8 protein-coding genes are annotated in these 6540 nt (G+C 66.9%); 6 read left to right on the top strand and 2 right to left on the bottom strand.

Annotated elements, in window-relative coordinates; all coding sequences use genetic code 11:
- The first annotated feature begins 338 nt into the window (after positions 1-338).
- From IG65_RS0118230 to IG65_RS0118220, 3 genes are read left to right on the top strand one after another with little or no spacing between them, the layout of a single operon-like run.
- A complete protein-coding gene (locus tag IG65_RS0118230) occupies positions 339-1082 on the top strand; it encodes a rhomboid-like protein (RefSeq protein WP_030516133.1) in 744 nt (247 codons plus the stop codon).
- A 45-nt stretch (positions 1083-1127) separates the two neighbouring features.
- Positions 1128-1817, top strand: a complete 690-nt coding sequence (nucS, locus tag IG65_RS0118225) for an endonuclease NucS (protein WP_030516132.1) — start codon at positions 1128-1130, stop codon at positions 1815-1817.
- 7 nt (positions 1818-1824) lie between these two features.
- Positions 1825-2127, top strand: coding sequence for a hypothetical protein (locus tag IG65_RS0118220; RefSeq protein ID WP_030516131.1), 303 nt, complete (start codon positions 1825-1827; stop codon positions 2125-2127).
- A 101-nt stretch (positions 2128-2228) separates the two neighbouring features.
- Here the strand turns inward: IG65_RS0118220 and IG65_RS0118215 are convergent, their stop codons facing one another.
- Both IG65_RS0118215 and mce read right to left on the bottom strand, forming a co-directional pair.
- Positions 2229-3221: a hypothetical protein gene (locus tag IG65_RS0118215; RefSeq protein WP_030516130.1), complete on the bottom strand. Its 993-nt coding sequence runs from the start codon at positions 3219-3221 to the stop codon at positions 2229-2231.
- Between the two features lie 86 nt (positions 3222-3307).
- On the bottom strand, positions 3308-3778 hold the full coding sequence (gene mce, locus IG65_RS0118210; protein ID WP_030516129.1) for a methylmalonyl-CoA epimerase: 471 nt from the start codon (positions 3776-3778) through the stop codon (positions 3308-3310).
- 133 nt (positions 3779-3911) lie between these two features.
- Between mce and IG65_RS0118205 the strand changes: the two genes are divergently transcribed.
- The 3 genes from IG65_RS0118205 to IG65_RS0118195 all read left to right on the top strand — a co-directional run bounded on the left by IG65_RS0118205 (position 3912) and on the right by IG65_RS0118195 (position 6427).
- Complete coding sequence (locus tag IG65_RS0118205; RefSeq protein ID WP_030516128.1) at positions 3912-5093, top strand: acetyl-CoA C-acetyltransferase; 1182 nt, start codon at positions 3912-3914, stop codon at positions 5091-5093.
- A 70-nt stretch (positions 5094-5163) separates the two neighbouring features.
- Positions 5164-5517 carry a DUF3817 domain-containing protein gene (locus tag IG65_RS0118200; protein WP_051756420.1) on the top strand — a complete coding sequence of 118 codons (354 nt, stop codon included), beginning with the start codon at positions 5164-5166 and terminating at the stop codon, positions 5515-5517.
- A 61-nt stretch (positions 5518-5578) separates the two neighbouring features.
- Positions 5579-6427 (top strand): tetratricopeptide repeat protein, encoded by an 849-nt coding sequence (locus IG65_RS0118195; RefSeq protein WP_030516126.1) that lies wholly within the window; start codon positions 5579-5581, stop codon positions 6425-6427.
- Positions 6428-6540 lie beyond the last annotated feature (113 nt).

Below are 6540 nucleotides of genomic sequence, written 5' to 3'. Positions count from 1 at the left end.
CCGGAAGCTAAGGCCACCTGCGCCGATGGTACTGCACTCGACAGGGTGTGGGAGAGTAGGACACCGCCGGAACATACATTCAGGTAAGGCCCCCAACCAACAGGTTGGGGGCCTTACCCATATCCGGACCCGGTCGGGTCGATGCGTGCGTCGCCGGCCGAGTCGACTTGCGACTCGCCCGGCGGATTTTCGGGCGAATGGGATCGGTTCGGGTGGGTATCCCCGGGTTCACAGGACTTTCCTAAGTAAGCCTGACCCCATTCGGGGGATCGATCGGGATCATGGATGGTGTCGACCCGGTGCAATCGGTACCGGTCTGGTAGCGGAAGGTGATCCGAATGGTTCTACTCCAGGAGCCGGCCACACAGTCAGCACTGGAGTCCGGCCCCGCGCAGGCCGGCCGTTCCCTCACGCTGCGGGATCGATTCAAGCTGCCGATGACCTACAGCTACGGCGCCCTGCTCATCGCGGTGACCGTGCTGGTGTCGGTACTCAGCGATACGCAGCAGACCCGCGTCATCCAGCATGCGAGCACCAATCTGCACAATCTGCTGGCCGGACGGTTCGGCACCCTGTTCTCCAGTGCGTTCGTCATCGGTGACGGCACCGCGGGCGCGCTGCTCATCCCGCTGCTGGTCTGTCTGCTCATTCTGGCGGAATGGCGATTCGGCGCCCTGTCGCTGCTGCGAATCTTCATCGCCGGCCATATCGGCGCCACACTCCTCGTCGCCGGCGGCCTGTGGGTGGCGGTGAGCGTGAAATGGCTGCCGACGAGTATTTCCCTCGCCGAGGACGTCGGGGTCAGCTACGGCGCGCTGGCGGTCATCGGTTCGCTGATGGTGGTTCTGCCCGCCAAGTGGCGACCGACATGGGCCATCTCGCTCGGTGCCGTCGCCGTCGCGGGGGTCGTCATGGGCCACACCTTCACCAATGTCGGGCATCTGATCGCCCTGACGATCGGGCTGCTCACCGGGTGGTTGCTGTTGCGCAGCGGTCATGCCCGCGCACACCGGCTCAACCGGTTCGAGACGGGTCTGCTCGTCATCGCGGCCGTACTCGGATACATCTTGCTCGTCGGCTGATCGCCCCGCGCGCAAGCGGTCTCGGCGAGGGCCTAAACTCGACCGGTGCGCCTTGTGATTGCTCGTTGCCAGGTCGATTACGTGGGTCGGCTCACCGCACATCTCCCGATGGCCCGTCGGCTGCTGATGATGAAAGCGGACGGCTCGGTGCTGGTGCATTCCGACGGCGGTTCCTACAAGCCGCTGAACTGGATGAGCCCGCCCTGCTGGCTGGAAGAGCGCGAGACCGATGTCGAGACGATGCCCGACGGATCCCAGCTCTGGGTGGTGACCAACAAAGCCGGTGAGGAACTCCGGATCACCGTCGAGGACATCGAACACGACTCCGCGCACGAACTCGGCGTGGATCCCGGGCTAGTGAAGGATGGCGTCGAGGCCCATCTCCAGGAGCTGCTCGCCGAACACATCGGCACGCTGGGTGACGGCTATACGCTGATCCGCCGCGAATACATGACCGCCATCGGCCCGGTGGACATCCTGTGCCGCGACGCCACCGGCGCCACGGTGGCGGTGGAGATCAAACGCCGGGGCGAGATCGACGGGGTGGAGCAGCTCACCCGGTATCTGGAATTGCTGAACCGGGATCCGCTGCTGGCGCCGGTCACCGGTGTCTTCGCGGCACAGCAGATCAAACCGCAGGCGCGGACCCTGGCGACCGATCGCGGGATCCGCTGCGTCACACTCGATTACGACGCCCTGCGCGGCACCGACAGCACCGAATTCCGGTTGTTCTGAGGCGCTCGTGCCACGCCGGAAACCCCGTCCGACATCGTCGCGGCTCCCTCGGGAACCGCGGCCCATCGGTGACGTCTTCGGGCGCACCGAGGACGGGCCCGGTGGCGCGGAAACCTTCGTGGTGCGCACGATCCCGGGCTCCCGTGCGGTGAAGACCTACCGGTGCCCGGGCTGCGATCACGAGATCCCGCCCGGCACAGCGCATATCGTGGCGTGGCCGGCCGACGGCGACGAGAACGACCGTCGCCATTGGCATTCCGGCTGCTGGCGCGGTCGCCATACCCGCACGATCACGCGGCGCTGGTCGTAACCCGGCCCCGGGTGCGGGCATAGGGAAGGCCGCCCCCGCGGTGCGGGAGCGGCCTCGAAACGGGTGGTGAATGTGTCGCCCTGAGGGGGTGGCGCGTGTTGTCAGCTCGAGACTTCGGCGCTTTCGCGCTCTTCGTCGACGGACTCTTCGTCTTCCGCCTTGACCTCGGGGATGGCCTTCTGCCGGCCGGAACCGGACTGCTTACCGGACAGCGAACGCTGCTCCGGTGCACCGTCGAGCAGCTCGCTCTCGCGGTTGACCGCGGCCAGCATGGCCGGGACCGAATCGAGCTGGCCGCGGATACCCAGCAGCTGGGCCAGAACTCGGCCGCGCAGGACGCGCATCTCCTCGGCCAGTTCCTTGGCGTGCGCGATCTTGCGATCGGCGGACTGGGTGGCGGAGGTGACCAGGCGGTTGGCCTCGTCGGTGGCCTCTTTGATGCGCTGGGCGGCGTCGGAGCGGCTGGATGCCTCCAGCTCCTCCATGGCCTTGGTGAGCTTGGTCCGCTTCTCGGCCATCGTGGCCTCGAAGTCCTGCTGGGCGGCCTTGCGCTTGGCCTCGGCCTCCTTGGTGATGCGGGTGGCATCGGCCTGGGCGGCCTCGACGATCTTGGCCGACTCGGCGCGCGCGTTCGACAGCGTCTGCTCGAATTCGACCTCGAGCGCCTCGCGCTTCTCCTTGGTCTCGGCCAGCAGGGATTCGTACTTGCCACGCATCTCGGTGGCCTGCTGCTCCGCGATGGAGATCATCTCGGCAGCCTCGGCCTGCGCCTGCGCGCGGACCTCGGACGCCTCGTCGGATGCCAATCGCAGCATCCGGGAGATTCGGTCGCTCATGCCTTCCGCGGTGGTGGGCGGAACCGACAGGCGATCTACTTCCTTGCGAAGCTCATCGATCTCGTCGCGGGCGTCCTCCAGCTGGGCGGCCAGGTTACGGGCCTGAGCGGCGGCGGCATCGCGATCTGTTGCGGTGACCCTCAGCTCGGCATCGAAACGGTCGAAGTAATTGCGTACTTCGTCACGGTCGTAGCCTTTACGTACTACCGTGAAAGGCAACGCGACGAAGCGATTGCGATCGGGCTCAGTGGACGACATGCCCCACAAACTACAGCCTGTCGACCCACCATGGTGAGTCGACTGCGAATGTCGTTATGAACTGTTTCCGTGGCCGGATTGCGGTACTAGTGAGTAGGATTCGCGGCCGGTTCGACTAGTTCGACGAGCACACCGCCAGCATCCTTGGGGTGGATGAAATTGATCCGCGAGTTCGCGGTTCCGGCGCGGGGAGCGTCGTACAGCAAACGGACGCCGCGGCCTCGCAGGAAAGTAGCTACCGCGTCGATATCGGTCACGCGGTAGGCCAGTTGCTGCAATCCGGGGCCGTTGCGGTCGATGAACTTGGCGATCGTGGACTCCTCGTTCAGCGGCGCCAGCAACTGCAGAGCAGTGGCGTCGTCGCCGGAACCGGGCAGCGACAGCATCGCCTCGTGCACGCCCTGGGCCTCGTTGACCTCACGGTGGGTTTCGACCATGCCGAGATTGTCCGAATACCACGCCACGGCGGTATCGAGATCGGGCACGGCGACGCCGACGTGATCGACGGCGATGACGTAATCGGCGGGAATGAAAGCGGACGTATCGGTAGTGCTCACTCTACGAAGGTAGCGCGCACCTACCTGGAGCTGCCGGGACGGGAAGGGTTACCGTTGAGTACGAGAGCGGCCCGTCGCCGAGTACGAGGGCGGCACGCCGCTGCGTCCCCGAATGTGAGAAGCGAGGTTCATCGTGGCCACCACCTCTGTCATCGTCTCCGGCGCCCGTACTCCGGTCGGTCGGCTGCTCGGTGGGTTGTCCGGGTTCTCCGGTTCGGATCTGGGTGGTTTCGCCATCAAGGCGGCGCTGGAGCGTGGCGGGGTCGCGCCCGAGCAGGTCGACTACGTGATCATGGGTCAGGTGCTGACTGCGGGTGCGGGCCAGATTCCGGCGCGTCAGGCCGCGGTGGCCGGTGGTATTCCGATGGATGTTCCGGCATTGACGCTGAACAAGGTGTGTTTGTCGGGTATCAACGCGATCGCGTTGGCGGATCAGCTGATTCGCGCCGGTGAGTACGAGATCGTGGTGGCCGGTGGTCAGGAGTCGATGAGCCGGGCCCCGCACATGCTGGAGAAGTCCCGTGAGGGCTTCAAATACGGCGATGTGACCCTGCGTGACCACATGGCCTACGACGGGCTGCACGACATCTTCACCGACCAGGCGATGGGCGCGCTGACCGAGTCCCGCAACGCCGGCGACGGGATCGGCCGCGCCGAGCAGGACGCGTTCGCCGCCGCCTCGCATCAGAAGGCCGCCACGGCGTGGAAGAACGGTGTCTTCACAGACGAGGTGGTGCGGGTGTCGGTGCCGCAGCGCAAGGGCGATCCGATCGTGGTGAGCGAGGACGAGGGCGTGCGCGCGGATACGACGGCGGAGTCGCTGGGCAAGCTGCGCCCGGCCTTCGCCAAGGACGGCACCATCACCGCGGGGTCGGCGTCGCAGATTTCCGACGGTGCGGCCGCGGTGGTCGTGATGAGCAAGGCCAAGGCCCAGGAGCTGGGGTTGAGCTGGATCGCCGAGATCGGGGCCGCGGGTGTGGTGGCCGGTCCGGATTCCACGCTGCAGGACCAGCCCGCCAACGCCATCGCGAAAGCATGCGCGAAGGAAGGTATCTCGCCGGCGGATCTGGATCTGGTGGAGATCAACGAGGCCTTCGCGGCGGTCGGGATCGCCTCGACCCGCAAGCTGGGGATCGATCCGGAGAAGGTCAACGTCAACGGTGGTGCGATCGCGATCGGTCACCCGCTGGGCATGTCGGGCGCGCGGATCGTGCTGCACCTGGCGCTGGAGTTGAAGCGCCGCGGCGGCGGTGTGGGTGCGGCGGCGCTGTGTGGTGGCGGCGGCCAGGGCGACGCGCTCATCGTCCGCGTCTGACCTCGATTCGCGCTGTGGCATGACCCACACCTACTACGACGCTGCGTAGTCGTTGGGCACAATGGTGGCCATGGGCGAATTCTTCGACGTGAGCACCGTGGCCAAGCGGGTGCGTCTGTTCGGACTGCTGGAAGCGCCGTCGTGGGCGCTGTTGCTGCTCGGTTCCGTGCTCAAGCGGCTGCCCGAACCCATCACCTGGCCGGTGATGGTGTTCGGCATGCTGCACGGGCTCATCTTCGTGTTGTACGCGGTGAGCCTGCTGCTGGCGTGGCGCGAATACGAATGGCCGGGTAAGACGATCCTGCTGGGTCTCGTCTCGTCGGTGGTGCCGTTCTCCTCGGTGTGGTTCGAGCGCTGGGCGATTCGGACCGGACAATTGGGAGAGCTGAGCCCGGCCGCGGCCCCGGCGCCCGCCGCGTCATGACAAACTGGATGTCGTGACTCGACCTGCTGCACGTCGTCCCTCGCCCGCCGCTGCCGCTGCCATGTCCGGCGCGGTGGATCTGTCCGCTCTGAAACAGCCGGCCGCCACGGACGTCCCGGGCGATCACGCCGTCACCGAGGCCGATTTCGAGACCAAGGTGCTGCGGCGATCGCTCGAGGTGCCGGTTGTCGTCGTCCTGTATTCGCAGCGCAGCCCGGGAAGTGTCGAACTGGTCAAGCTCTTCGAGCGGCTGGTCGGCAGCGCCGGGGGCAGCTGGGAGCTGGCCACCATCGAGGCCGAGCCGAATATGCGGATCGCGCAGGCCTTCGGGGTGCAGGGCATTCCGACCGTGATCGCGGTGGCCGCCGGGCAGCCGCTGGCCGATTTCCAGGGCTCGCAGCCCGAGGAACAGGTCAAGCAGTGGCTGGCCGCGGTCGTCGACGCGGTGCGGGGCAAACTTCCCGGCGCCGGTGACGACCAAGGCGAGGCGCCCGTGCCCGAGGATCCGCGGTTCGTCGCCGCCGAAGAGGCGCTCGATCGCGGTGATATCGCCGGGGCCGAAGCAGCCTACGAGGCGATTCTCGCCGCCGAACCCGCCAACGAGGAAGCCAAGGCGGCGCTGCGCCAGGTGCGGTTCTTCGGCCGTGCCCGCGAGCTGCCGGCCGATGCGATCGCGGTGGCCGACGCCGATCCCGGCAATATCGACGCCGCCTTCACCGCCGCCGACGCCGAACTGTTCAACCAGCAGCCCGAGGCCGCTTTCGATCGGCTGATCGGGTTGATCAAGCGGACCGCGGGCGACGACCGCAACCGCGTGCGCACCCGCCTGGTCGAACTGTTCGAGCTGTTCGACACCGCCGATCCGGTGGTGGTCGCGGCCCGGCGCAAGCTGGCGACTGCGTTGTACTGAGCCCAGCACTGTACTGAGCCACGCCCGGTCGTCGCGGTGGTCGACCGATCGGCCGCGACGACCGATAATCGGCGCAGGCGCCGGCGGAATCCGCCGTCGGCGCGGGGACGGGA

The sequence above is a fragment of the Nocardia sp. NRRL WC-3656 genome (assembly GCF_000720265.1).
Taxonomy (GTDB): domain Bacteria; phylum Actinomycetota; class Actinomycetes; order Mycobacteriales; family Mycobacteriaceae; genus Nocardia; species Nocardia nova.
The sequence above is the reverse complement of the archived record's forward strand: the minus strand, read 5'-3'. Positions and strand labels throughout refer to the sequence as shown.

Coding starts and splice junctions, on each gene's coding strand:
- IG65_RS0118230 (WP_030516133.1), top strand. CDS start 339: ATGGTTCTACTCCAGGAGCCGGCCACACAGTCAGCACTGGAGTCCGGC.
- IG65_RS0118215 (WP_030516130.1), bottom strand. CDS start 3,221: ATGTCGTCCACTGAGCCCGATCGCAATCGCTTCGTCGCGTTGCCTTTC.
- IG65_RS0118200 (WP_051756420.1), top strand. CDS start 5,164: ATGGGCGAATTCTTCGACGTGAGCACCGTGGCCAAGCGGGTGCGTCTG.
- IG65_RS0118195 (WP_030516126.1), top strand. CDS start 5,579: ATGTCCGGCGCGGTGGATCTGTCCGCTCTGAAACAGCCGGCCGCCACG.